Origin of the sequence: Streptomyces sp. NPDC059649 (genome assembly GCF_042734445.1) — a bacterium.
In the GTDB taxonomy this organism is placed as follows: Bacteria; Actinomycetota; Actinomycetes; order Streptomycetales; family Streptomycetaceae; genus Streptomyces.
Map to the genome: position 1 here is coordinate 79,888 of NZ_JBHWDV010000025.1, position 23,045 is coordinate 102,932.

A 23,045-nucleotide genomic window follows, 5' to 3' on the forward strand; every position below is an offset into this window, starting at 1 on the left:
ATCGGTGCTGCTACTCGCCGTTTCCGGAATCACCGCCCTCACCGTGGGCCGCTCCAGCGACAGCGCGGTCTCCCAGGCCGTCATCGAGTCCCAACAGCTCATGGCCGCCGACGCCGCCGGATCGCTCAGCTCCTCGCTGGAGCAGAGCTCCCACCACCTACGCGATGCCACCGCCCTGCTGGGCCTCGGTGCTGCCCACTCCCCCGACGCGGCGCTACGCGGGCTCTCCCACTCCCACGGCACGTGGCGCGGCCTCGCGGCCGTGGATCCCACCAGCGGCAAGTTACTGGCCGCACGCGGGGAGAACGTACCGTTGAGCCGGCTCCCCCAGCGGGGCGGCGCGGACGCGCTGCAGCCCCGCCTGGTCACCCTAGATTCGGGCCAGCCCCGGCTGCTGTCCTTCGCGCTGCTGGACGCAGCGGGCGGGAAACGGCAGTTGCTGATCGCCTCCGGATCCCTGCGCCTGCCGGAGCAGAAGGCGGGGCGCACCACCTTCGTCATGGACTCCGGCGGCCGGATCCTGGCCGCCGCCGGCGACCGGGCCGAGGACTCGGCGCTGCGCAAGCTCGCCGGCCGGTCGGGGCAGGCCGAGGGCGGCGCCAACGGCAGCCGCACCGAGCGCCGCGACAGCGCCCACCACGACGTCGTCGGCTACGCGCCGGTGCCCGCGGGCCCGGACGGCCAGGACTTCGGCCTGACCCTGGCCACCAGCATCCGCGTCCCTGAAGGGACCGCCGTCGCCGGCGACCGGTTCCTGGGCCTGGGCGCAGCGGCCGCGCTGCTCGCCATCTGCCTCGCCGTCACCTGGGTGCTGCGGCGCTGGGTCCAACGGCCCGTATTGCGGCTGCATGTGGCCGCCCGCCGCCTCGCCCGCGGCGATCTGCAGGACCCGGTGCCGGCGTACGGATCCGGCGAGGCGGCCCGTGTCAGCCGCTCCCTGGAATGCCTGAGACTGCAGTTGGCGGGCGCGAGCGGATGCGACGACGCGCTGAAGGCACCGAGCCGCCGCCGTACGATGCGCAACGCCACCCTGTGCTGCGCCGCGCTCGTCACGGCGTGGTCGTGCGCGCTGCCGCTGATCACCCTGGGCGAGGGCCGGGTGCCGGTGCCCGCCCCCGTCGTACACAACCAGCAGGAACGTACCGCCGACGCCTCCGACCGGGTGCGGCGTATCCTCGGCGAGGGTGTCGCCGGCCTGTCCGCGGTGGCCCGCCTGACGGGCGGTACGCCGCAGCAGATCGGCAAGGCCCTGGACACGGCGCTGCCCCGGCACAGCACATGGCGCTCGCTGTACCTGGTCGACCGTGCCGGGAACGTTCCCGAGTATGCCGGCGAAGCCCCGTACGACATGGACCACAAGTCCCTTCTGGCGAAGGTGAAGAGCGGCACGCCGGCGCTCGTGCAGCTCAACCACGACGGCAAGGTCCCGTCGTCCGCGGCCGTGGTCCCGGTGGGCGCGGGAGGCGGCCAGGCGCTGGTCGCCGAATTCCGCCCCGAGGCGCTCAGCGGCGTACTCACCCGCCCCGGCATCGGCCGTGCCTGGCTCGTCGACGCCGACGACAAGATCATCGGTTCCAACGAGAGCTTCTTCGCCTTCGACCCGCTGCCCGGCGAGGACCCCGCCGATGGACCGGCGCTCACCGCGGCGGCCGAGGTGCGCGGCGCCCACACCGTCGAGGGCCTGGGATGGCGCGTCGTCACCCGCAAGCCGATGTCCCGGCTGCCGCTGGCCTCCTACGAGACGCGGCGGCAGACAGAACTGGCCGCACTGCTCGCCTTCAGCGTGGCGGTGCTGTGCCTGGGCTGGCTGCACCTGACGGTGCTGCGCCCGTTGCACGCCCTGGAGCGCACGGCCGCGGCCCTCGCCGCCGGCGACACCTCGACCGTGCTCTACCCCCGCCACCACGACGAGGTCGGATCAATCGTCCGCAGCCTGGAGCTTGTCCGGCAGCAACTGGCGGCAGCACAGGCGGACGCCGGCGCATCGCGCGTCGCCGCGTCGCCGCGCTCCTGACTCCCGCCGGAACCCCCACTCCGCCCCCACAACTGACAAGCGAAAGACATGCTCTTCCTCTACAGCGTCTTCCTCGTCTGCTCGCTCGGGCTGCTCGTCGCCGGGATCATCGAGCAACGCAGACACTTCGCGAACCTGGCCCAGATACCCACCCGCGTGCTCGTCAACGGCATCCGCGGCAAGAGCTCCATCACCCGGCTGTGCGCCGGTGCGCTCCGCGGCGGAGGACTGGTCACGGTCGCCAAGACCACCGGCACCGCCGCCCGCTTCATCCACCCGGACGCCACCGAGGAGCCCGTCTACCGGAAGTTCGGCATTGCCAACGTTGTCGAACAGATCGGTATCGTGCGGCGGGCCGCCGCCCACCGGCCGCAGGCCCTGGTGATGGAGTGCATGGCCGTGATGCCCGCCCTCCAGGAGGTCAACCAGACCAAGCTGATCCGCTCGACCATCGGCGTACTGTGCAACGTCCGCGAGGACCACCTCGCCGAGATGGGCCCCACGCTCGACGACGTCGCCCGCTCGCTGTCCCGCTCGATGCCGGTCGGCGGAGTCTGCGTCACCGCCGAACGGGACCGGTTGCCCATCCTGCGCGAGGAAGCCGCCGCCCGGGACTGCGAGTTGATCGCTGTCGACCCCGAATCCGTCACCGACGAGGAGCTGCGCGGCTTCAACTGGTACACGTTCAAGGAGAACGTCGCCATCGCCCTCGCCGTGGCCGAGCTGCTCGGCGTGGACCGCCGGACCGCACTGCAGGGCATGTGGGACGCGCCGCCCGACCCCGGTGTGCTGTCGGTGCAGAAGTACCGCACGCCACGAGGCGGGCAGCTGAACTTCGCCAACGTCTTCGCCGCCAACGACCCGGAGTCGACGCTGATGAACGTCGGCCAGCTGCTGAGCCTCGGGGCCGTCAACCGCCCTCTGCACGTCGTCATCAACTGCCGCCCCGACCGGGTCGAGCGCAACGGCCAGATGGGCGCGATCGTGCCCGACCTGGACCCGCGGACCGTCTTCCTGATCGGCCACCCCACCAAGAGCGCAAGCGAGGGCATCCCCGGTCACTGGACGGGACGGGTCGTCGACCTCGGCGGCGACCACCGCGACCCCGACGAGCTGCTGGACGCCCTGCTCGACGAGATCGACGGTGACGCCTCGCTCGTCGCCATCGGCAACATCCACGGACAGGGCGAGCACCTGCTGGAGCGGCTGGCGCGGCTCCCCGCCGCCGACGCGCTCCCGACCGAGACCGATCCCCCCACTGGAGCCACCCCGTGACACCCGTCGCCCTCGCCCCGGAGATGGCCGCCGTCGGCATCGCCCTCGGCCTGCTGTTCTCCCTGATCTGCTATCTGACGACCAACCTCTCCCCCGGCGGCATGATCACCCCGGGCTGGCTCGCCCTCACCCTCGTCGAGGACATACGGCTGGCCGGGATGGTCGCGGGCGTCACCCTGCTCACGTACCTGTGCACCAGGCTGATGCAGAACACGATGATCCTTTACGGCAAGCGGCTCTTCGCGGCGGTCGTGATGTGCGGCGTCCTGCTGCAGGCAACGCTGTACCTGGTGCTGCAGAACCAGTTCCCGACGCTGTTCGCCCACCAGACCCTGGGCTTCATCGTGCCCGGCCTCATCGCCTACCAGCTGGTCCGGCAGCCGCCCAAGGCCACGTTGATGTCCACCGCCACCGTCACCCTCGGCGCCTACGTGGTCCTCGCCGCGGGGATGTTGCTCGGCGCTCTGCCCAGCTCCTGACGAGAGAGAGCACCCACACCCATGGCCGCACCCTCCCCCACTACCAAACGTCTGTCCGTCGCCGCCCTGGCCGTCCTCGCGGTCACCAGCACGGCGCTCACCTACCAGCTCCACCGCGTCCCCACCGGCCACGCCGACCCCGCGGCGTCCGCCCCGCTGCCGAGCCATCCCGGGCCCGGCGCCGGCTCCTACACCTACGACCGCCTGTCCGGTCCGGCCAGGACCGTTGTGCGCGACGCGAAGGGGGGTGTGGCCGCCACCTTGACCGACGGGGCGCGCACCGCCGTGCTGACCGGGCCCAGCCGCACCTTCACCGAGCCGCACACCACCAAGGCGAAAATCGTCACCGACAGCTGGGTGCGGCTGATGCCCAAACCCTGGAAAGCGGGCACGGAGAAACAGAAATGGTTCACCGACTGGTTCGCCGCATTCCACCACAGCACACGCCCTGACCTGCTCGCCGTCTCCCTGCAGTACGTCAAGGGAGCGCCGCGGAAGAAGGACCGGCAGGGGCTGCGATACGCCGGCCCCGCCACCTTCGGCCCACCCGATCCGCACGGCTCACCAGCAGGCGGCCCGCACCGCAGGCCGTCGGACTTCTACCACTACCTGGGCAGGCCCTGGACGTTCCCCGACCGGAAGAACGCCCTCCCCGACAAGTCCCGTTACGGCGCGGTGGATTCCTCCGGTTACGTACGGCTGGTCTACGGCTACCGCGGCGGCTATGCCCTCCTGGGCACCGACCGCAAGGGCCCCGGACTGCCGCGCACGACCAACGGGATCGCCTCGGTGGGCCCCGGCATCCCGGTGATCCCCCACCGCGGCGCACGCCCGTCGGAGCTGGACACCCTGCAACCCGGCGACCTCGTCTTCTTCGACACCGACCGGCGCAACGGGCCCCGCCTGGACCACATGGGCATCTACTTCGGGCTCGACACCGACGGCCACCCCCGGTTCCTCTCCAGCCGGGAGAAGAACGACGGCCCCACGTTCGGCGACACCGGCGGCAGCTCGCGCCTCGACGGCGCCGGCCTCTACGCCAACAGCCTGCGCGAGGCCAAACGCCTGTGACGGCCGGTCGACACCGGACCACCAGGGGCCGGGCACACCCCGGCCCCTGGGTCGCCGCAGCGGGTCGCCGTCCCGGCCCTGCGTGACGGGCACGGCCCAGACGCGTCATCCGGAGTCACGCACCCCACGCGACCGGATAACGGCCATCACGTCCCTGTCGCACATATTTCCGGTTCACCATCTCTGGGCACTCGGGACTATCGCTGAATCCCGCTGAGATGCCAGGAGTTCTCGTTCTGCTGGTGCCGGCGACATTCCGGTGGATAAAATATCGCGCGCTGCTTGCGATGGCGGTCGGTGAGGTCGGTGGGGGGCGAGGTGCCGTGATCGAGCTGCAAAGACACACCATGCGGGGCGGCCATGCCCGAGGCTTTGAACGCGCGTTCGCTTTTCCTGGCCTGCGTCGCTTATCACCCGCCCGCAATATCCCCAAACGAACATCACGAAGTGGTCCACGCGACAGCGGTGGGCCCTTTTTCTTTTCCGATGTGTTCGCGCCTGGGGCCACGCAGTGGACGTGCAGCGAGTAGCGGGTGCTTCGTTTCCCGACAAGAAAGTGTGGAGTGTGATGCCATGAACCGAGTCGGCAGAGACTCTCGCCGGTCGGCCTGGCGGCCTGTGGAGCCGCTGGCGCGCCTGGGGTTATCTGTTCTCTTACTGGCGGGCGGCGCCGTGGGAGCGACGGCTGTACCGGCCGCCGCTTCAACCGCCGACGGCACGCTGACGGTTGAGGTACTACGCGACTTCTTCGGTACCGGCGTGATCAACACGACGATGGACGTGCCGCAGCGGGGCATGAAGGTGCAGATCTCCGACCCCGCCGGGCACGAGATCACCGGCGTCACGGATGCCACCGGAAAGGTCGTGGTGTCGGGGTCGACCGTGCTGAGCGGCGGCCGATACCGCGTCGACGTCAGCATTCCGGCACCGTACAGCGACTATCTGCGGGCGGCGCCTGCATCGACGGCGGAAAAGAACCACTTCGACAGCTTCACCTCGTTCGTGAATGTGTCGGACGGAAAGAACGCCTCGGTGGTGACGGGGGTATGGGATCCGGCCGACTACACGCTGCCGGAGTCGCGGTACTTCGTGCCGATCCACAACGGCGCCAACGGGACCGACAAACGGGCCCTGGTGGCGTTCGAGACGAAGACCCGGGGCACGTGTCCCACCGATGTGGCATGCCCGACCACGCTGGCCACCCAGGACCAGGTGGGCACGACGTTCGGGTTGGCGTACGACAAGGACCGGAGCCGGCTGTTCCAGAGCGCGTTCGCCCGCCGGTACGCCCCGTACGGGCCGAAGGGCGCCGGCGCGATCTATACGGTGCCGGTCAGCGGCGGGGGCGCGCCGGAGCTGTTCGCGCGGGTGCCGGGCACTGCGGTGACCCCGCACGACACCGCCCACATGATCAAGGATCCCGGATTCACCGACGCCCCGGGCAAGGAGAGCATCGGCGGCCTGGCCCTGTCGGAGGACGGCTCCACGCTGTACGCGGTGAACCTGCGGACCCGCAGCCTGGTCAGCTTCGACGCGACAGGGACCACCGCCTCGCAGCCCAAGGCGACGGTGCGGATCCCGGACCCGGGGTGCGCGAGCCCCGACGACTGGCGGCCGTTCGGTCTCCAGGTCCACAACAACACGCTGTACGTCGGCGGCGTGTGCAGCGCGGAGAGCACACAGCAGCGCGCGGACCTGAAAGCCTTCGTCTCCACCTACGACGGCAAGCGGTTCACCACGGTGCTGAGCCACCCCCTCACGGACAAGCGCGGCACCGTCTTCGGTTCCGGCGACAAGGCCACCCACTGGAACCCGTGGAACACCAGCCTGGACACGTGGGACGACCGGAAGGCGGGCAACGTCTTCATCGATCCGCAGCCGGAGCTGGCCTCCCTCGCCTTCGGCCGTGACGGCTCGATGATCCTGGGTTTCCGCGACCGGTTCATGGACGTGCTCAGTTGGGGAGGGCTGGACCCCCGCCCGGGGAACGACACGGCGGAAAACGCCATGTCCGGTGGTGACCTCACCATGGTCTGCGCCACTCCCACCGGTGAATACCAGTGGGAAGGCACCGGGAGCTGCCCCAACCACGCCACCCCCGCCAACAGTGGCGGCCAGCCCGCCGATGTCGTCGAATACTTCCCGGGCGACTCCTACGCCAACGCGCACCAGGAGACCGCGCTGGGCTCGGTGGCATACATCCCGCAGCAGCAATGGGTCGTCAGCACGGAGTTCGACCCGGTCGCCGACGTCGCGACCTCAGGGACCGGGTACCACGACATCACGACCGGCCAGGGCCCGGGCAACAACCCGACCGCCAACGGGTTCCAGTTCGTCAGCCGGGAACAAGGCGGATTCGGCAAGGCCGGCGGGCTCGGTGACATCGCGTACGCGGCGGCGAACGCGCCGATCCAGATCGGCAACGTCGTGTGGTTCGACGGCGACCACAACGGGATCCAGGACCCGGGGCATGTGCTGCTGCCGGGGGCGACGATCAACCTGCTGGACGCGGACGGCAAACAGGTCGCCACGACCAGGACCGATGCCGCCGGTGAGTACTACTTCGGCGGTGTCGGCGCCGCGTACCAGCTCACACCGGGTGCGAAATACACCGTGCAGTTCGACGTGTGTACCGCGGACACCAGCAAGGTCCCTGGCCAACCCCCGGCGAGCGAACTGCGGTTCACGCTCCCGCGAGCCGGTGCCAACCGCGCGCATGACTCCAATGTGACCCCGCCGACCACCGGGCAGTCGTGCAACGGCTACGCGCCAGTCACGGCGCCGGCCAAACCGGGCGGCGTCGACCACACGATCGACGCCGGGGTATACATCCCGAAGGCCACACCGACCCCCACTCCGACGCCGAGCCCAACCCCGACGCCGAGCCCGAGCTCGCCACCGGCCTCTACGCCACCGTCACCCGCGCCGCCCGCCCACCACCCGGCCCCGTCCGGTGGGGACACGGGTTCGGGTTCGCTGGCGCACACCGGTATGTCCGGACTGCCAGAGCTGATCGCCCTGGTCGCTCTGCTGGTGAGTGCGGGTCTGGCCATCGCCTTCATGAGCCGGAAGCGTCGCGCCCAGAAACACTGAACGAACCGAACCACAGTGATCTGCCTGCCCGCGGTCCGAAGGGCGCGGTCGGGCAGATCACGTCGCGGCCGGCCCACGAGGGCCGGCCTTGGCGTCGTCCGTCACCGGACTGCCGAGTGCCGCCGCGACCGCACGGCGGCCGAGCCGTGTGGTGATCGAGAGGGGGAATCAGAAGAGTGTCAGCGTCGAGTCGCGCACGGTGCCTGAGAAACCAACAAGCTCCGCCGGGCCGTGCGGCCGACCGGCGCCGGTGGCTGCGGCCACGCTGGGCGGCAGCCGTCATCGGCACAACGGCCGTCGCGGTGGCCGCGACGGCCGCGTTCCTGATCGCCGGCGGCGGCTCCGGCCCCAGCGGCCCGCGCGCACTGACTGCGGATGAGGCGAACCGGCTGGCGATCACGCGGTTCCGCAACTACGCGGCGCACGGCCGCGCGGTGACGATCACTGTGCCGGGCACCGCCGGCGGGCTGACCGTCACCGGGTCCGTCGACTACCAAGGCAAGCTCGGTTACGGCGTGGTGCACGGCACCGGGCGCGACACCTCCAGCGACGGGCTGATCAAGTGGACGCCCACCTCGGTGTCCGTCCACCCGATGGCGAACGCCCCGGCACGCGCGCCCGCGTCGCCGCCCCGCTCGGCCTGGTACAGCCGTCCGCTGCTGTCGTCCGGCAGCGCGCTGGACAGTTCGCTGACCATCGCGCTCAAGCTCGGCAGCGACCGGCCGGACAACGCCCAACTGCTCCCGCAGAACGGCGCCGCCTGGTGGGGACGGGACCAGGTGGACGGGCATCGGGTGGACGTCATGACCGGGCCGTCCTCACCTGGCCGCTCCGGTACGGCGGGCAATGTGCGCTACTGGGTCGGCCCGGACGGCACCATGTACCGGGTCCGCGTCAGCGTGGGTTCCGAATCGCAGCCGGTGGTCATCGATTTCGACACCCAGAAGTACGTTCCGGTCAAGCCGGTACCCGGAGTCACCCCGACCCGGTAGCCGCGGTTCAAGGCGTCCGTACCCGCGCGTTCGCGGCGAGCAGGGACGCTGACGGCAGCGGGATGCCCGCCGTCTTCGGCAGGGCCGGAACGGCCGGGACGGCGGTGGCGCCCGTAGTGGTGGCGTGGGGGAACTGCGGCTGTGGCCCCGGCGCCGCGACCTCGGTGAACGGGATGCCACCGGGCGCCTTCGGCATCGCCCACCTGCCGGCCGGCGAGGTCGACCTGGCCGCAACCGGGCAGGACGCGGTGGTCGCGAGCCTCGCGGGCACCGTGGTCCGCAGATCGTTGCCGCGCAGGCAGTTGCCCCGTCCCCGCGTGGCGGTGGGGAACGTCCAGCCGACGTCGACGCGGTTGCCGGTGAACGTGTTGTCCACGACCTGGTTGCCGACCGGAGGCAGGTCGGCGGTCGCGGTGATCACCAGCCCGGCATTGCTGTTGCCGGCGATGCGGTTGCGGACGAACTGGTTGTCGCTGCCGCCGTCGATGCCGATGCCGGTGCCCCACCCGCCGTCGGCCTGCTCCGGGGTGGCCCTCTGCTGGTTGGCCGCGATCAGATTGCCGGCGATGACGGCGCCCTGCTGCGGGAGCAGCTTCTCCTGGTGGTCGGAGTCGGTGGTCAGGCCGACCCGGTTGCCGACCAGGCGGTTGCCGACCACGTACAGGTCTCCGCCGGCGTTGGTGCCTTCGTAACCGACCGCGTTGAGTTCGGCGATGTTGTCCCGCACCACGATGCGACAGGGCTTGCACTGTCCGACGTAGATTCCCGAGTCGGCCCCTCCTGAGGTGTACGAGTGCTCGATGACACCGTTCTGTGCGGAGAACGCGTAGATGCCGTACAGGCCGTTGCGGGTCGCGGTCACGTGGGAGACCAGGAACGACTTCAGGAAGGTGACACGCTCATCGCCGGTGTCGTAACCCCCGGAACGCCCCGGCAGCCCGGCGGCCGCCTTCGCCGAACCGGTGACCAGCACCCCGTTCTGGGTGTTGTTCAGCACGGTCAGGTTCTCCACGGCCACCCCGGGCGCGGTGACGACGACACCGTTGGGCTGCTGCAACCGCCCGTCGATGACGACCTTGTCCCGGGACGCGCCGCGGAGGGTGATACGAGCCGTGTCGATCTTCACCGACTCGTGGTACACGCCCGGGGCGACCAGCACCAGGTCACCGGGCCGAGCCAACGACACCGCATCCGAGATCGTCGGCGCATCGGCAGGCACACGGATCGTCACCTGCGCACCGGCCGGTCGCCGACCGCTGCCCGCTCCCCCATCGCCGCCACCGCAACCGACCACCAGTGTCAGCGTCCCCAGTACCGCCGCCAACACGCGAAGAGCTGATCGAGGCATGATCCCAGTCTGGCATGATGCGCCCAATTCCAAGCCAGAATCGGGAGGTTGACCGGCGCGCGTGAGGGGGGTGTGGCACTCTGCACACCATGCCCCGAGCCGATCACCGCCCGTCGCGCCGCGCGTTCCTCGATGTCACCGGCGCCATGGTGGCCGCCGGTCTGACCGCCGGGTGCACATCGGTCTCCGCCCAGCCCGGCCGGCACGGCCCTACCGCGGCGGCCACGCCGACGCCCGTTGCGGCGACCGGCCGGCATCAGGCAGGCATCACGCTCCCCCAGCCGGCCCAGCCCAACCTGCTGGCCCTGGTGGCCGACCTCGGTGCCACCGTGGCCGCCGGCCCGCTACTGGCCGAACTCGGCCAGACCATCCGCACCCTCACCGCCGGGACCGACCGGCGGCTGCTGGGCCTGCCGCCGGGCGACCTCACCGTGACCGTCGGCGTGGGCCCCCGACTGGTACGCACGGCCGGTGCCGCGCTGCCCGGGGCGGCCGACCTCCCGCGGTTCTCCCGCGAGCGGATCGCCCCACGGGCACGCGGCGGAGACCTGCTGCTACAGATCTGCGCCAGCGACGCGCTGCTGCTGCCGGTCGCCGCCGCCGCGCTCCTGGACCAGGCCGGTGACCGCATCCACGAACGCTGGCGGCAGTCCGCACGCCGCGGTACGAACGTGCCCCTCGGCAACGGCCTGACCGCGCCACGAAACCCCCTCGGTTTCATCGACGGCATCGTGGGCCCGCACACGGCCGCCGAACAACGACGCGACCTGTGGCTGGCCGGTCCCCCCGCGGTCGCCGGCGGCACCCTTGCCGTACTGCGGCGCATGGAACTCGACCTGCCGCGGTTCGCCGCCCTGTCCGCGGCCCAGCAGGAAGCGGTCTTCGGACGGCGCCGGGCCAGCGGCGTCCCCCTCTCCGGCGGCCCCGTCGCCTCGGGCCCGGACCTCGGCGCCAAGACGCCGGACGGACGCTACGTCGTCCCCGCGGACGCCCACGTGCGCAGGGCGAACCCCACCGTCGTCGGCGCCGGCCTCATGCTCCGCCGCTCCTACGGCACCGACGACCCCGCGCCCGGCCTGCTCTTCATCAGCTTCCAGAACGACCTGCGGACCTTCACCGCCACCCTCACCCACATGGACACCTCCGACGCGCTGCTGCCCTTCACCACCACGACCGCCAGCGCGACCTTCCTGATCCTCCCCGGCTTCGACCGACAACACCCCCTCGGTTCCCAGCTGTTCGGTTGACCACGCCGCGCCCGTCGATCTGGCCTGTTCAGGCGGCTGACCGGCGGCGGCTCGGACCAGGAGGGAGCCGACTCCCGCAACGGGCCGCTCGCTCACATCGCCGCGGTCAGGTAGTGACCAGCGCGGTCAGCCCGTAGTCCAGCTCCGCACCGTCGACGAGCATCGCCTCGATCGTGCGCGTACCGGGATCGATGTCGGCCACGATCCCGTGCCCGGCGTAACGGGGGTAGCCCGAGGCGCCGGTCTCGCCCGTCGCCTCGACCACCGCCGATCGTACGGCGGAGTCCTCCACGGAGGCACCGCCTCTGTCCTCAACATGTTCGGGGACCAACAAGATCGTGAAGCGCTGCGGCTGTGTAGTCACGCTCCGATATTCAAGCGGCAGTGGCACGAGCCGTGGGACAGGCGCGCGGCATCGAAGGGACACTTGCTGTGCTGCCTTCGGCGCGCGACTTCGACGGTCTGCCGGGCCCCGGCACGGGCCGGCCGCCGGTGAGGTACGAGAGGCGGGTGCAGTGCCAGGCTGTTGATCATCGGCAAGGTGATATCGGCAAGGTGACGCTGCCCGCCGAGGCGCCGATCGGCCCTGGTGGCGTGGTCGCCGGCATTGCCGCGCGGCCGGAGCGGGCCGGGCGGCAAGCGGCAGGGAGCCGCTCACCTGGCCTTACGCAGCAAAGGACGGCGATCGCTCCTAGCATGGATATTGCCGATGCAATGGCGTGCCATACGGGCACGTCAAGGCGGTGCCGAAGGGTGATCGACCCCGGGGGCAGGATGCCCATGCCTATGGATCAGGCCGCCGGCCCGGCGCGGACCGTCCTCCTGACGGTGGACGACGACCCGGGCGTATCGCGCGCCGTAGCTCGCGATCTGCGGCGACGTTACGGTGCCTCCTACCGGATCGTCCGCGCGGAGTCCGGCGAGTCCGCTCTCGACGCCCTGCGCGAGCTGAAACTGCGCGGCGACCCCGTCGCGGTGATCGTGGCCGACTACCGGATGCCGAACATGAACGGCATCGAGTTCCTCGAGCAGGCTCTGGACATCCACCCCGACGCCCGCCGGGTCCTGCTGACCGCGTACGCGGACACCGATGCGGCCATCGACGCGATCAACGTCGTCGACCTCGACCACTACCTCCTCAAGCCCTGGGAGCCGCCCGAGGAGAAGCTCTACCCCGTCATCGACGATCTCTTGTCGGCCTGGCGGGCCACCGACCACCGGCCGGTGACCCTCACCAAGGTCGTCGGACACCGATGGTCGGCACGTTCGTCGGCCGTACGGGAATTCCTGGCCCGCAACCAGGTCCCGTACCGGTGGTACTCGTCCGACGATCCGGAAGGCCGGCGGCTGCTGTGCGCCGCGGGCCAGGAGGGCCTGCGGCTCCCGCTGGTGATCACTCCGGACGGCACGGCCCTCGTCGAGCCCGGGGACCGGGAGCTCGCCACTCGGGTCGGCCTGGCGACGAATCCGGCGACCGACTTCTACGATCTCGTCATCATCGGAGGCGGACCAGCCGGTTTGGGTGCGGCGGTGTACGGGGCCTCCGAGGGCCTGCGGACCGTCCTCGTGGAACGCTCCGCGACCGGAGGCCAGGCGGGCCAGAGCTCGCGCATCGAGAACTACCTCGGTTTTCCGGACGGCGTGTCCGGGGCACAGCTCACCGACCGGGCCCGGCGTCAGGCGGCGAAGTTCGGTGCCGAGATACTGACCGCGCGCGAGGTCACCGGGCTGGAGATCAACGGCGCGTCGCGCATCATCCGGTTCTCGGACGGCTCCGCCGTCGCCGCGCACTCCGTGATTCTCGCGACCGGCGTGTCGTACCGGCAGCTGGATGCCCCCCACGTGGCCGAGTTGACCGGCTGCGGAGTGTTCTACGGCTCGGCCCTGACCGAAGCAGCCGCGTGCCAGGGCCATGACGTGTACATCGTGGGCGGCGCGAACTCCGCAGGCCAGGCCGCGATATACCTGGCCCGGAGCGCCAAGTCGGTCACCATACTGGTGCGTAAGCCGTCCTTGACCACGTCGATGTCGCACTACCTCATCCAGCAGGTGGACGAGACACCGACGATCTCCGTGCGCACCAACACGGTGGTCGACGCCGCCCACGGCTCGCGTCAACTGGAACGGATCACCCTGCGCGACACCACGACCGGCCACACCGAACTCGTCGACGCGCAATGGCTGTTCGTCTTCATCGGCGCGGCCCCGCTGACCGACTGGCTGGAGGGCACGGTGCTCCGGGACTCCCGCGGGTTCATCCTGACCGGCCCCGATCTGACCGCCGACGGGCGCCCGCCGGCCGGCTGGGAACTGGACCGGCCGCCCTACCACTTGGAGACCAACGTCCCGGGCGTGTTCGTGGCCGGGGACGCCCGCGCCGAGTCCGCCAAGCGGGTCGCTTCCGCAGTGGGAGAGGGAGCCATGGCGGTCATGCTCGCCCACCGTTATCTGGAGCAGTCATGAACGGCCGGCCGCTGCCGTGCAGCCAGGAGGAACTCAGCTCACTGTTCCTGTTCGAGAAGCTGGCTCCGGACCAGCTCGACCGGCTCTGCCGGGAAGGCCGCGTGGAGGAGTTCGAACCCGGGCCCGTGTACGCCGAGGGCGAGGATGCCACGTGCTTCTACGTGCTGCTCGAAGGGAGCATCGTCCTCTCGCGCCGGATCGGGGACTACGACGTGGAGATCACCCGGAGTTCCAGCCGCGGGGTGTACGCGGGAGCCTTCCAGGCGTACTTGGGCGACCGCCTGCGGCAGGTCTACAACAGCTCCCTGCGGGTCATCGAGCCCTCCCGCTTCTTCGTGCTGCCCGCGGAAACCTTCGCCGCGATCATGCGTGAGTGGTTTCCCATGGCCGTGCATCTGCTCGAAGGCCTTTTCTTCGGCGCCAAGAGCGCTCAGGAGGCCGTCGGCCAGCGAGAACGGCTGCTGGCTCTCGGGTCGTTGTCCGCCGGGCTGACCCATGAGCTGAACAACCCCGCGGCCGCTGCCGTGCGCGCAACGTCCGCGCTCCGCGAGCGGGTCGCCGGGATGCGCCACAAGCTCGGCATCATCGCGGCACGTCCGTACCGGCGGGACAGCCTGGAGACACTCATCGACGTCCAAGAGCGCACGGCCGAACGCGTCGCCAAGGCCACCGAGCTGAGCCCCTTGGAAGCCTCGGACCGGGAGGACGCCCTCTCCGACTGGCTGGACGACCACGGCATCGGGGACGGATGGCAGCTCGCGCCGACCTTCGTACAGGCCGGTCTCGACACCGACTGGCTGGACCAGGTCGCCGCGGCGGTGGACGCGGACACCCTCGAAGGTGCCGTGCGGTGGCTCAACTACACCGTGGAAACCGAGTTGTTGATGAACGAGATCGAGGAGTCGACCACCCGCGTCTCGGCCCTCGTCACCGCGGCCAAACAGTACTCGCAACTCGATCGAGCGCCCTACCAGGTCGCGAATGTGCATGAACTGCTCGACAGCACCCTGCTGATGGTCTCCGCGAAGATCGGCCCGCACGTCACCGTCGTCAAGGACTACGACCGCAGCCTGCCGAAGATCCCGGCCTATCCCAGCGAGCTCAACCAGGTATGGACGAACCTGATCGACAATGCCGTCTCGGCGATGAACAGCACGGGCGCCGACGGCACGTTGACCATCCGAACCGCGCGGGACGGCGACCATCTACTCGTCGAATTCCGCGACACCGGTCCAGGAATTCCCGCAGAGTTCCGCGATCGCGTCTTCGACCCCTTCTTCACCACCAAACCGGTGGGTGAGGGCACGGGTCTCGGCCTGGACATCTCATGGCGCATCATCGTCAACAAACACAAGGGAGACCTGCGGTTCCACTCCGTCCCCGGCGACACACGCTTCCAGGTACGCCTCCCGCTGACCTCCTCCGACCCCCATCCCCCACAGGAGCCGTCATGAGTTCTCCCGACGGAATCGACCCCTCGGTCCCACCGAGCGGAACCGGCTGCGCCGAATGCGACGCCGCCGGCGGCTGGTGGTTCCACCTGCGACGTTGCGCACAGTGCGGCCACATCGGCTGTTGCGACGACTCGCCCGCCAAGCACGCGACGGCACACTCACGGGCCACCGGGCATCCTGTGATCCGCAGCTTCGAACCGGGCGAAACCTGGTTCTACGACTACGAGACCTCGGAGATGTACGCCTCGGGCCCGCCCCTGGCCCCTCCTGAGAGCCACCCGGTCGATCAGCCCACCCCCGGCCCCGCCGGACGGGTCCCGGAGGACTGGGCCGACCGTCTCGGATAGCGGGCGTGCGTAGTTGACGTACGGAGAGGGCCACAGAGATCGATCTGTCGCGGTCAGGTGTCTTCGGGATCCAGCTCGAAGGTGAAATAGAGGCTCAGGCAGTAGGGCTCGTCCTCGTCGTGGAAGAAATCCCACGACACGTCTGCCAGGCGGATTCGATGTGCCCGCAGCCACTCATGGGCTTTCTTGAAGGCGTCCGCGGCAGTGGTGGCCGGGAACAGTTTCCTGGCCATGGGATGCACCCCGGTCTCAGCGTCCGAGTCGTCGAAACCCTTCGGAACGTCCAGGCAGAAACGGGGATCGAGCACCATGGAGTACGCCCTTTCCAGTCGGTTTACCCGTATGAGTCGACTGTGGTTGGCCTGTAAGCACGACGCCTGGTAGGACCGCCGCACACCCGGAGGGGTTGCTTCCGCCGACCATGCGGAGATGACGCGGCAGATCGGACGACCTGCGGTGAACTGGCAGCCGGCCAGCGACGGAACGTGCCTGCGACTGCGTCCCTTCGCGGCCGCGCGGCAAGCGCGTCCGCAACCCGTCAGGCGTCGAAGCGGTGGCGGGAGGTCTCGATGTGACCGAGGTACCGGTGGGTCCAGTCGCACAGTCCGTCGATCGTCACCCGCAAGGCCTGACCCGGCTCGGTGAGGGTGTACTCGACCCGCGGCGGCACGACGGGGTGCACTGTCCGCTCGATCAGACCGTTGCGCTCCAGCATGCGCAGGTTCTGGGTGAGCATCTTGTGGCTGACCCCCTCGATGGCGTTCCGCAACTCGCTGAAGCGCAGGGTGCGTTCACCAAGAGACTCGATGATCAGGAGCGCCCACTTGTTGGCCACGTCCGAAAAGATCTCCCGCGCCAGAGAGTCCGCCCGCCTGAGGTCCGCATCCTCGGACGAGCCGCTGAACTGCTTGGTCACCATCAGGTTCCCCAGTCACCAAAAAGTGCGTTCTTCCATGTCAGCCGCCACTCTCCTACGGTTCCTGAGTAACCGCAAGAGAGCGGCCCTCAAAGCAGTGGAGGTAGACAGCATGGCCATCACCTTGGTGAATCCCAACGGACTGCCGGAAATCGACGCCTACCGGCAGGTGTCGATCGCGACCGGGTCGAAGCTGGTCCACATCGCCGGGCAGGTCGCCTGGGATGCCGATGGGGTCATCGTCGGCGAGGGTGACCTCGCCGCTCAGGTCGAGCAGTGCTTGCTCAACGTCGGTACCGCCCTGGCCGAGGTAGATGCCTCCTTCGACAACGTGGCAAAACTGACCTTCTACGTCGTCGACTGGACCCCCGACAAGATGCCCCAGCTCATGGAGGGGATCACCCGGGCGGCCGCGATACTTGGGATCACTCCGGTAGCGCCGGCCACGCTGCTGGGCGTCGCGGCACTGGACGTACCCGACCACCTGGTCGAGATCGAAGCAACCGCCGTCATCGACTGAACGGGCGCTCTCCGTCCCGGGGTTGCTGGCGTACGGCGAATACAGCCAGCCGTCTTCGGCCGGGGCGGTCGTTGTTTACTACGCGGACGCGGGCGAGGTGCGGATCGCGGGATCTGCCGAGCGTTGGACATTCAGATCCGGCATCAACGGCGGATCAGGTGCCTGGACGGGGAGCTCGCAGGTGTTGACGCTGGGCCAGCTCTTCGTCGTCGACCAGGGTGAGCATGGGCTGACCCGGCGCACACATCATGGTGACGAGAAAGCGGCTCCAGGAGTCCGACCGGTTGTTCCCGTCCTGGTAGTGGATGACATCACCGCCCGGCTCCCAGAAGGTCTCCCCGGCCTTGATCACCCGTTCCGGCTCGCCTTCCAGCTCGAAGAGCATCTCGCCCTCCAGCATGTAGCCGAAAGCGGGTCCCGAGTGCCGGTGCGGAGGGGTGCCGGGGTCCCCGGGAGGGAACTCGATGAGGACGGTCATCGCCTCTGCCCCCTCCGGAACGGACGGCGGTTTCACCGACTGCAGCACAGTGAGCGCCGTCTTGCATGCTTCCGAGCGCGGTGGGCTCTCCTGGCCGTCTGCTGCCGGCTCGTCGTTCGACATGGTGAGGCCTCCCGTTGTGGGCCGGCTGGTTCAGGAGAGCCAGTCGCTGTAGTGGGTGGGGGCGATACGGGCGTCACCCTTGGCGATCAGAGCGTCGCCCCGCACTGCGGCGAACATGCCGGCGGTGTCGTCGGTGACGACCGTGCGGCCGTCGGGATGGGCGTTGAGGGTGATCCGGCCGAGTTCGTCGAGGGGGAGGACATCGGGCCCGGCGATGGCGAGGGTGCCGTTCAACGGGGCGCCGACAGCGACGTCGGCGACGGCGTCGGCGACGTCCTGGGCGGCGATCGGCTGGAGCGGAGTGGTGGGCAGGCGAACGGTGTCGCCCTCGGTGGTCCAGGACAGGACCGCGTCCATGAACTCCATGAACTGGGTGGCGCGGACGATCGAGTACGGGATCGGCCCGGCTTTGAGGAGGTCTTCCTGCAGGACCTTGGCCCGGTAGTAGTCGAGGTCGGTCACCTGGTCCGCGCCGACGATCGAAAGGATGACCACGTGGCCCACCCCGCCCTTCCGGGCGGCGGCCAGAATGTTGTCCATCGAGGTCTGGAAGAACGCTGGTGAGGCGTCGTCGAAGGTCGGAGAATTCGTCAGGTTGACGAGGACGTCGGCGTCGGCCACCGCCTCCGCCAGGCCCTGCCCGGTGATCACGTCGACGCCTGTGGACTGCGAGTGCGGCACGGCCTCGTGCCCGGCCGCGTTCAGCCTTTTCACGACCCGCGATCCGATCAGGCCGGTACCACCGATGACTGCGAGCTTCATGGGTCACCTTTCGTCGCGTCGCACAGACAGGTCATGCGTCCAGACTGCGACGGTGCGGTGCGCGGCGCACGCGGACGGTGCGCTCCTGGGCATCCCGGTGGCGTTGCGTGCAGCCGGCCGCTGTGGGCCAGGCCGGGCGGTTCCCTGGAATGCATCTGTGGAGGACGGCCAAATACAATGGGCACGTATGCCCATCATGGCTTGCACAAGGGCGGAGGCTCTGCCGACCGCCCCGCAGCCCGAGCGCAGCGCGGCGTGGCGCTCTTCGGCGCCCCGCGCTGGTCATCATGCGCTTCATCATGCGCTTCTCGGATTTCCCAGGGAGCATTCCCATGGCTGGTCGAACCGCCTCCGTCGTCCTGGAGCCCGAGGCTCAGGAGCTCGCCGACGCAACATCGCACCATCCGTTCCTGTACGAACTGGATCCCACCGCAGCGCGCAAGGTGCTCGACGACCTCCAGGCCGCGCCGGTCGACAAGCTGCCGGTCGACGAGGAGTGGGTCACCGTGCCGGCAGCCGTGGGCGATGTACGGGTACGCATCGTCAAGCCGCAAGGAGCCACCGGAACCCTGCCCGTGGTGTTGTACATGCACGGCGGTGGCTGGGTACTGGGCAATGCCGCCACTCACGACCGCCTGGTACGCGAGTTGGCGGTCGGCGCCCGTGCGGCAGTGGCCTTCGTGGAGTACACACCGTCGCCCGAGGCCCACTACCCGGTGGCCATCGAGCAGGGCTATGCCACCGCGCAGTGGCTCGTCCGCGAGGGAGCGTCCAGGGGACTGGACGCACAGCGCATGGCAGTGGCCGGGGAATCGGTCGGGGGGAACATGACCGCCGCACTCGCCCTCATGGCCAAGGAGCGCGGTGACGTCACGTTCGTACAGCAGTCGATGTACTACCCGGTCACGGACGCGGCCATGAACACCGGCTCCTACGACCAATTCGCCACCGGCTACTACCTCAGCCGCAAGCTGATGGAATGGTTCTGGGACGCCTACACCACCGACCCGGACCAACGCGCGGAGATCACCGCCTCTCCCAACCAGGCCACCATCGAGCAACTCTCCGGTCTGCCGCCCGCTCTGCTGATCGTCGACGAGGCCGACGTGCTGCGCGATGAGGGCGAGGCATACGCCGCCAAGCTCCGGGCAGCCAACGTCCCGGTGACCACGGTGCGCTACGACGGCACGGTCCACGACTTCATGCTGCTCAACTCGCTGAGTCAGTCCAAAGCCGCCCGCGGAGCCATCGACCAGGCAACGTCGTTCCTACGCAACGCACTCGGAACCGCCCAGGCCTAGGCGAGGCCTACGGTCGGGGCCTGCCCTCCCACCCACAGCCTGCTTCGGTCAGCGGGGCCTGCGGGTACGGCGCCCGACGGCCCGTCTCGTCCCGTCCCGTGCCGTCCCGGCGATCACCGGCAAGCACACCGGCGACTACCCGTTTCGGGACAGCCATCGGGCAAACAGGACAGCCATCAGGCAAAGGTGCTCGCGAGGGCAGGTCACCACCGATGCCCCCTCCGTCCTTGCCGGGCGCTCGCGGGCCGAACGGGTGACGATGGTTACGACCACATCCGACCCCATTGTCTCTGGAAGGGTGATCTGGAATGGCCTCTCCCTCCGATTCCACCTCAGGCACCGGCCGCACCGGCCCTCCGCGCCCGGAGGGCACCGAGCCCCAAGGAGCGTCCGCCACCGAAACCCTGGGCGCCCTGGCGAACGCGGGCTGGCAGATCGCGCTCACCGCGGGCGTGGCCGCCATCGCTCTGGGCGTGGTGATTCTTGCCTGGCCGAAGGGGACGCTGCAGGTCATCGGTGTGCTCTTCGGCATCTACCTGCTGCTCGTCGGGGCCTTCCAACTGGCCGCCGCGTTCGGCACGCACGTTCCCACACATCTTCGGGCACTGCATTTCCTCGCGGGAGCGGTCTCCGTCCTGCTCGGACTGATCTGCTTCCGTGGCACCTTGCAGTCGATCCTGCTGCTCGCCTTGTGGATCGGCTTCGGCTGGCTGTTGCGCGGCGTCATGGTGACGGCCACGGCGGCCTCCGCCCCGGCCATGCCGGCGCGGGGCTGGATGATGTTCTCGGGAATCATCGGCATGCTGGCGGGCATCGTGATGATCATTGCGCCGTTCGCCTCGATCGCGGCGCTCACCCTGGTGACGGGCATCATGGCCATCGTCCTCGGGGTGGTGGAGGTATACCACGCCATCAGAATGCGGGTCGAGGTCGGCCGTGCCCTTCCCGGCACTACGCCCAAGCGGCGGCGCCCCCTGTTCCACTCCACGCCCCATCCCCAACACTGATCACGACCACGACAGAGGAGGCTCCGACGCCCCGCCCGTGCGGCGTCCGTGCGGCGTCCGCCACCCTGGGCGAGCTGGAGTGCCCCTGACACCCCTCCCCCGGAACGGGAATCCTCACGGGCGCATCACGGTCGGCGGTCCCCGGCGGGTGCCGTCGGCACTCAGCGCGAGGTGATCGCATACCGCGGGTGAGCCCCATGGGCTCACCCTCGACGCCATCGGTGAAGGCCTCGTGGTCAAGCCACGCCACCCCCACCGGCGCCACGGCAGCGATCTCGCCGGTCGAGGAAGTCCAAGCGTGACGTTGGTCGGGATCGCCCGGCGGACGGCGTTGGAGAGGCGGCACAACATGGGCCACCCCTTCACGATCAACCAGCTCGCCGGCGCGATCCCGTCCCGCACCGCGCACCACAAGACAGACGCTGTCGTCGGCAGGCTGAGGGCGCGCGTCAGCCGTCACGCCGAGGGCGGTGGGGCCGGCGCGGGCGGACCAGGCCGGCGAGGTCGCCCACAGCCGCCCGTATGTGAGCCGGTTCGCGCCGGACGTTCCCGCCCGCACACCACCAGGAGAGCCGCCCGTCCGCCGCACGCGGATGCATGCCGAGGTCGTGCTCGTCGCACACGGGCCATGCCTGCCAGAGACACTCGGTGACCGTCTCCTGTGCGGCGTCGGTGATGGCCCACAGCGCGAGGACAGGGTCGTCCGCCGAGGCCGGATCCACGACGTTGCCGTGCCATTCGCCGTTGGCCAGGGCTACGTAGACGTACTCGGCCACGTTCTCGTCGTCCGAGGGAAGTCCGAGCAATTGCAGGGGTTCTTGGTCCGGCAATGTCGCCCCAAGGTCCCGATTGACGACGGCAAGAGCCTCGTCCCACAGCGGGTATTCGCCAGGCAAAACCGGACGGGGCTCAGGGAGATCGAAGAGAGCACTCATGGAGTCCATCCTGTACGACGGAACAGTCGGCGCTCACCTTGCACGACGCGGCACGTCACCAACCTTCGGCGGCGCGGCACCGCGGTGGTGGACGGCTCGGCCGGTTCACCTCAGCGCGGGCGTGGGCCGCCACGCGGGCGTCAGGCCGTGTGTTGATAGGCCGGATAGGTGAGGTAGCCGGCGTCGCCGCCCTGGTAGTACGTGGTCTCGTCGACGGGAGCGATCGGCAGGCCGAGGCGGAGGCGTTCGACGAGGTCGGGATTGGCCAGAAAGCCGCGGCCGAAACTGATCAGGTCGGCGCCCAGGCCCAGCCAGTGGTCGGCTTCCTCGCGGCCGGTCTGCTTGGGGCCCATCGGGAGGACCGGATTGACGATCAGCGTGCCGGGCCAGGCGCGGCGCAGACCCAGGAGCACCTCCTCGTCCGTGGTCATCTCCAGGTGGACGTAGGCGAGTTGGAGCGGGGCCAGTTCGGTCAGCAATGCGGTATTGAGGGCGAGTGCGTCGGTCTCCTCGACGCCCCAGAAGCCGCCCCCCGGGGAGAGGCGGATGCCCGTCCTGGCCGCGCCGATCGCGTCCACCGTCGCGGCCACGGCCTCCACGGCGAACCGGATCCGGCCCGCGATCGTGCCGCCGTAGCGGTCCGTGCGGCGGTTGGCGTTGGAGGAGAGGAACTGGGAGATCAAGTAGCCGTTGGCGCCGTGCAGTTCGACTCCGTCGAAGCCCGCGTCGATCGCGCGGCGAGCCGCCTCGGCGTACGCGTGGGCGTGCTCGGGCACCTCGGTGGTGGCCAGTGCGCGGGGCATGGGTGCGGGCTGCGGGCCGGTCGGGGTGAAGACGTCGCCCACTGCGGCGATCGCCGACGGGCCGACGGGCTGGAAGCCGGTCGTGTCGGGGTGCGAGACGCGGCCGCCGTGCATGATCTGGGCGAAGATCCGCCCGCCATTGATGTGCACGGCGTCGGTCACGGCACGCCAGGAGGCGGCCTGCTCCTCGGTGTGCAGTCCGGGCGTACCCGGGTTGGACTGCCCGACGAGGCTGGGCTGCACGCCCTCGGACACGATCAGTCCGGCCGTCGCGCGCTGCGCGTAGTACGTCGCCATGGACGGTGTGGCAAGGCCGCCGGCCGCGGCCCTGCCACGGGTCATCGGGGCCATCACCATCCGGTTGGGCAGGGTCAGTTCGCCGAATCGGTAGCTGCTGAACAACGAGGTCACGTCGGG

21 protein-coding genes are annotated in these 23,045 nt (G+C 69.7%); 13 read left to right on the forward strand and 8 right to left on the reverse strand.

Translation table 11 applies throughout. The annotated features are described in order from the left end of the window. Positions 1-4: 4 nt before the first annotated feature. The 6 genes from ACFV1J_RS24245 (at position 5) to ACFV1J_RS24270 (ending at position 8,924) form a co-directional block, all read left to right on the forward strand. Positions 5-2,014 carry a HAMP domain-containing protein gene (locus ACFV1J_RS24245; protein WP_385861203.1) on the forward strand — a complete coding sequence of 670 codons (2,010 nt, stop codon included), beginning with the start codon at positions 5-7 and terminating at the stop codon, positions 2,012-2,014. Between the two features lie 48 nt (positions 2,015-2,062). Continuing rightward, positions 2,063-3,289, forward strand: a complete 1,227-nt coding sequence (gene pgsB, locus ACFV1J_RS24250) for a poly-gamma-glutamate synthase PgsB (RefSeq protein ID WP_385861206.1) — start codon at positions 2,063-2,065, stop codon at positions 3,287-3,289. Next, on the forward strand, positions 3,286-3,768 hold the full coding sequence (locus ACFV1J_RS24255; protein ID WP_385861208.1) for a poly-gamma-glutamate biosynthesis protein PgsC/CapC: 483 nt from the start codon (positions 3,286-3,288) through the stop codon (positions 3,766-3,768). The genes pgsB and ACFV1J_RS24255 overlap by 4 nt, the downstream gene beginning before the upstream one ends. A gap of 21 nt (positions 3,769-3,789) precedes the next feature. Next, a complete protein-coding gene (locus ACFV1J_RS24260) occupies positions 3,790-4,839 on the forward strand; it encodes an NlpC/P60 family protein (protein WP_385861210.1) in 1,050 nt (349 codons plus the stop codon). 672 nt (positions 4,840-5,511) lie between these two features. Beyond that, the gene (locus ACFV1J_RS24265; protein WP_385861275.1) at positions 5,512-7,932 is read left to right on the forward strand and encodes an SdrD B-like domain-containing protein; all 2,421 of its coding nucleotides are present in this window, start codon (positions 5,512-5,514) and stop codon (positions 7,930-7,932) included. A 302-nt stretch (positions 7,933-8,234) separates the two neighbouring features. Then, positions 8,235-8,924 (forward strand): hypothetical protein, encoded by a 690-nt coding sequence (locus ACFV1J_RS24270; RefSeq protein WP_385861212.1) that lies wholly within the window; start codon positions 8,235-8,237, stop codon positions 8,922-8,924. A gap of 7 nt (positions 8,925-8,931) precedes the next feature. On the opposite strand, the gene ACFV1J_RS24275 is transcribed toward ACFV1J_RS24270, so the two are convergent. Further along, positions 8,932-10,143 carry a nitrous oxide reductase family maturation protein NosD gene (locus ACFV1J_RS24275; protein ID WP_385861214.1) on the reverse strand — a complete coding sequence of 404 codons (1,212 nt, stop codon included), beginning with the start codon at positions 10,141-10,143 and terminating at the stop codon, positions 8,932-8,934. A gap of 218 nt (positions 10,144-10,361) precedes the next feature. On the opposite strand from ACFV1J_RS24275, the gene ACFV1J_RS24280 reads away from it, so the two are divergent. Then, a complete protein-coding gene (locus tag ACFV1J_RS24280; protein ID WP_385861216.1) occupies positions 10,362-11,519 on the forward strand; it encodes a Dyp-type peroxidase in 1,158 nt (385 codons plus the stop codon). Positions 11,520-11,625: 106 nt separating this feature from the next. Here the strand turns inward: ACFV1J_RS24280 and ACFV1J_RS24285 are convergent, their stop codons facing one another. After that, on the reverse strand, positions 11,626-11,883 hold the full coding sequence (locus ACFV1J_RS24285) for a hypothetical protein (RefSeq protein WP_385861217.1): 258 nt from the start codon (positions 11,881-11,883) through the stop codon (positions 11,626-11,628). A 422-nt stretch (positions 11,884-12,305) separates the two neighbouring features. Between ACFV1J_RS24285 and ACFV1J_RS24290 the strand changes: the two genes are divergently transcribed. Genes ACFV1J_RS24290 through ACFV1J_RS24300 form a run of 3 tightly spaced genes read left to right on the forward strand, consistent with a single transcriptional unit; the run spans position 12,306 to position 15,783 of the window. Next, positions 12,306-13,982, forward strand: coding sequence for an FAD-dependent oxidoreductase (locus tag ACFV1J_RS24290; RefSeq protein ID WP_385861277.1), 1,677 nt, complete (start codon positions 12,306-12,308; stop codon positions 13,980-13,982). Further along, positions 13,979-15,436, forward strand: a complete 1,458-nt coding sequence (locus ACFV1J_RS24295) for an ATP-binding protein (RefSeq protein WP_385861218.1) — start codon at positions 13,979-13,981, stop codon at positions 15,434-15,436. The genes ACFV1J_RS24290 and ACFV1J_RS24295 overlap by 4 nt, the downstream gene beginning before the upstream one ends. Continuing rightward, on the forward strand, positions 15,433-15,783 hold the full coding sequence (locus ACFV1J_RS24300) for a UBP-type zinc finger domain-containing protein (RefSeq protein ID WP_385861223.1): 351 nt from the start codon (positions 15,433-15,435) through the stop codon (positions 15,781-15,783). Before ACFV1J_RS24295 ends, ACFV1J_RS24300 begins: the two co-directional genes overlap by 4 nt. 53 nt (positions 15,784-15,836) lie before the next feature. On the opposite strand, the gene ACFV1J_RS24305 is transcribed toward ACFV1J_RS24300, so the two are convergent. Both ACFV1J_RS24305 and ACFV1J_RS24310 read right to left on the reverse strand, forming a co-directional pair. Beyond that, entirely contained in the window at positions 15,837-16,094 is a 258-nt protein-coding gene (locus ACFV1J_RS24305) for a hypothetical protein (protein WP_385861225.1), read from the reverse strand. A 227-nt stretch (positions 16,095-16,321) separates the two neighbouring features. After that, positions 16,322-16,702 carry a winged helix-turn-helix transcriptional regulator gene (locus tag ACFV1J_RS24310; RefSeq protein ID WP_385861227.1) on the reverse strand — a complete coding sequence of 127 codons (381 nt, stop codon included), beginning with the start codon at positions 16,700-16,702 and terminating at the stop codon, positions 16,322-16,324. Between the two features lie 109 nt (positions 16,703-16,811). On the opposite strand from ACFV1J_RS24310, the gene ACFV1J_RS24315 reads away from it, so the two are divergent. Further along, positions 16,812-17,219: a RidA family protein gene (locus ACFV1J_RS24315; protein WP_385861229.1), complete on the forward strand. Its 408-nt coding sequence runs from the start codon at positions 16,812-16,814 to the stop codon at positions 17,217-17,219. 154 nt (positions 17,220-17,373) lie between these two features. On the opposite strand, the gene ACFV1J_RS24320 is transcribed toward ACFV1J_RS24315, so the two are convergent. Together ACFV1J_RS24320 and ACFV1J_RS24325 are read right to left on the reverse strand one after the other, a co-directional pair. Then, positions 17,374-17,820: a cupin domain-containing protein gene (locus tag ACFV1J_RS24320; RefSeq protein WP_385861231.1), complete on the reverse strand. Its 447-nt coding sequence runs from the start codon at positions 17,818-17,820 to the stop codon at positions 17,374-17,376. Between the two features lie 30 nt (positions 17,821-17,850). Continuing rightward, the gene (locus ACFV1J_RS24325) at positions 17,851-18,582 is read right to left on the reverse strand and encodes an SDR family oxidoreductase (RefSeq protein WP_385861233.1); all 732 of its coding nucleotides are present in this window, start codon (positions 18,580-18,582) and stop codon (positions 17,851-17,853) included. A 332-nt stretch (positions 18,583-18,914) separates the two neighbouring features. Here ACFV1J_RS24325 and ACFV1J_RS24330 point away from each other — a divergent pair, with 332 nt between their 5' ends. Further along, complete coding sequence (locus ACFV1J_RS24330) at positions 18,915-19,883, forward strand: alpha/beta hydrolase (RefSeq protein ID WP_385861235.1); 969 nt, start codon at positions 18,915-18,917, stop codon at positions 19,881-19,883. Between the two features lie 308 nt (positions 19,884-20,191). Beyond that, the gene (locus ACFV1J_RS24335; RefSeq protein ID WP_385861237.1) at positions 20,192-20,890 is read left to right on the forward strand and encodes an HdeD family acid-resistance protein; all 699 of its coding nucleotides are present in this window, start codon (positions 20,192-20,194) and stop codon (positions 20,888-20,890) included. 449 nt (positions 20,891-21,339) lie between these two features. On the opposite strand, the gene ACFV1J_RS24340 is transcribed toward ACFV1J_RS24335, so the two are convergent. After that, positions 21,340-21,825 (reverse strand): hypothetical protein, encoded by a 486-nt coding sequence (locus ACFV1J_RS24340; protein WP_385861239.1) that lies wholly within the window; start codon positions 21,823-21,825, stop codon positions 21,340-21,342. A gap of 140 nt (positions 21,826-21,965) precedes the next feature. Continuing rightward, positions 21,966-23,039 carry an alkene reductase gene (locus ACFV1J_RS24345; protein WP_385861242.1) on the reverse strand — a complete coding sequence of 358 codons (1,074 nt, stop codon included), beginning with the start codon at positions 23,037-23,039 and terminating at the stop codon, positions 21,966-21,968. Positions 23,040-23,045: the final 6 nt, after the last annotated feature.

What these genes read in the sequence shown, in the direction of transcription:
- ACFV1J_RS24260 (WP_385861210.1), top strand. Translation starts at nt 3,790, where the DNA reads ATGGCCGCACCCTCCCCCACTACCAAACGTCTGTCCGTCGCCGCCCTG.
- ACFV1J_RS24320 (WP_385861231.1), bottom strand. Translation starts at nt 17,820, where the DNA reads ATGTCGAACGACGAGCCGGCAGCAGACGGCCAGGAGAGCCCACCGCGC.
- ACFV1J_RS24300 (WP_385861223.1), top strand. Translation starts at nt 15,433, where the DNA reads ATGAGTTCTCCCGACGGAATCGACCCCTCGGTCCCACCGAGCGGAACC.
- pgsB (WP_385861206.1), top strand. Translation starts at nt 2,063, where the DNA reads ATGCTCTTCCTCTACAGCGTCTTCCTCGTCTGCTCGCTCGGGCTGCTC.
- ACFV1J_RS24340 (WP_385861239.1), bottom strand. Translation starts at nt 21,825, where the DNA reads ATGAGTGCTCTCTTCGATCTCCCTGAGCCCCGTCCGGTTTTGCCTGGC.
- ACFV1J_RS24290 (WP_385861277.1), top strand. Translation starts at nt 12,306, where the DNA reads ATGGATCAGGCCGCCGGCCCGGCGCGGACCGTCCTCCTGACGGTGGAC.
- ACFV1J_RS24330 (WP_385861235.1), top strand. Translation starts at nt 18,915, where the DNA reads ATGGCTGGTCGAACCGCCTCCGTCGTCCTGGAGCCCGAGGCTCAGGAG.
- ACFV1J_RS24310 (WP_385861227.1), bottom strand. Translation starts at nt 16,702, where the DNA reads ATGGTGACCAAGCAGTTCAGCGGCTCGTCCGAGGATGCGGACCTCAGG.
- ACFV1J_RS24305 (WP_385861225.1), bottom strand. Translation starts at nt 16,094, where the DNA reads ATGGTGCTCGATCCCCGTTTCTGCCTGGACGTTCCGAAGGGTTTCGAC.
- ACFV1J_RS24280 (WP_385861216.1), top strand. Translation starts at nt 10,362, where the DNA reads ATGCCCCGAGCCGATCACCGCCCGTCGCGCCGCGCGTTCCTCGATGTC.
- ACFV1J_RS24325 (WP_385861233.1), bottom strand. Translation starts at nt 18,582, where the DNA reads ATGAAGCTCGCAGTCATCGGTGGTACCGGCCTGATCGGATCGCGGGTC.
- ACFV1J_RS24335 (WP_385861237.1), top strand. Translation starts at nt 20,192, where the DNA reads ATGGCCTCTCCCTCCGATTCCACCTCAGGCACCGGCCGCACCGGCCCT.
- ACFV1J_RS24295 (WP_385861218.1), top strand. Translation starts at nt 13,979, where the DNA reads ATGAACGGCCGGCCGCTGCCGTGCAGCCAGGAGGAACTCAGCTCACTG.
- ACFV1J_RS24315 (WP_385861229.1), top strand. Translation starts at nt 16,812, where the DNA reads ATGGCCATCACCTTGGTGAATCCCAACGGACTGCCGGAAATCGACGCC.